The organism is Azospirillum isscasi (assembly GCF_030849505.1).
Taxonomy (GTDB): Bacteria; Pseudomonadota; Alphaproteobacteria; order Azospirillales; family Azospirillaceae; genus Azospirillum; species Azospirillum isscasi.
Window position 1 is genome coordinate 1 of record NZ_JAUJFI010000387.1, and the last position, 686, is coordinate 686.

Annotated in this window: 1 protein-coding gene; it reads right to left on the reverse strand. The window is 71.0% G+C overall.

Annotated features, from left to right (window positions below; genetic code table 11):
* Window positions 1–686, reverse strand: a 686-nt coding sequence (locus tag QSG27_RS29125) for a response regulator transcription factor (protein WP_306712367.1), incomplete at both ends; no start/stop codon positions are given.

The window sequence follows — 686 nt, forward strand, 5'->3', positions numbered from 1 at the left end:
TCCTCATGTTCGGGCGGGGCCTCGAACTTGTAGCCGCGCCCGTAGACGGTCTCGATGTAGCGGGCGCCGCCGGTGGCCTCGGCGATCTTCTTGCGGAGCTTGCAGATGTAGACGTCGATGACCTTGTCGAGCGGGTCGGCGCCGGACAGGCCGTAGACCTCGTCGTAGATGTGCTCCTTGGAGACGACGCGGCGGTGATGGGCGGCCAGCACGCCGAGGATGGCGTGCTCGCGCTGGCTCAGCCGCAGCCGCTCGCCGCCGACCTCGGGGTCGCGCCCGTCGAGGAAGACGGTCAGCCGGCCCACCCGCACGGCGTTGCTCAGCAGGCCGCGCGAGCGCCGCCGCGCCACCTCGATGCGCGCCCGCACCTCGGCGCTGACCACCGGCTTGACCAGCACGTCGTCGGCCCCGGCGTGGAGCAGCTCCACCGTGGTGGAGACGCAGCGCCGGTCGAGCAGGCAGAGGATCGCCGCTCCCACCTGATGCGCCCGCAGCGCCGCCACGCAGCGCGCCGGGTCCTCCACCCCACCCAGAACGATCGCGTCGTAGCCCAGACCCTCCGCGCCCTGTTCCTGGAGAAGTTCCTCCAGCCCCGCCCAATCCTGGCGGTCGTAACGGATCTTGCCCATGCCGAGCTGACGGCCGAGCGCGTCGGCGATCAGTGGATTCGGTTCTACCAGGACAGC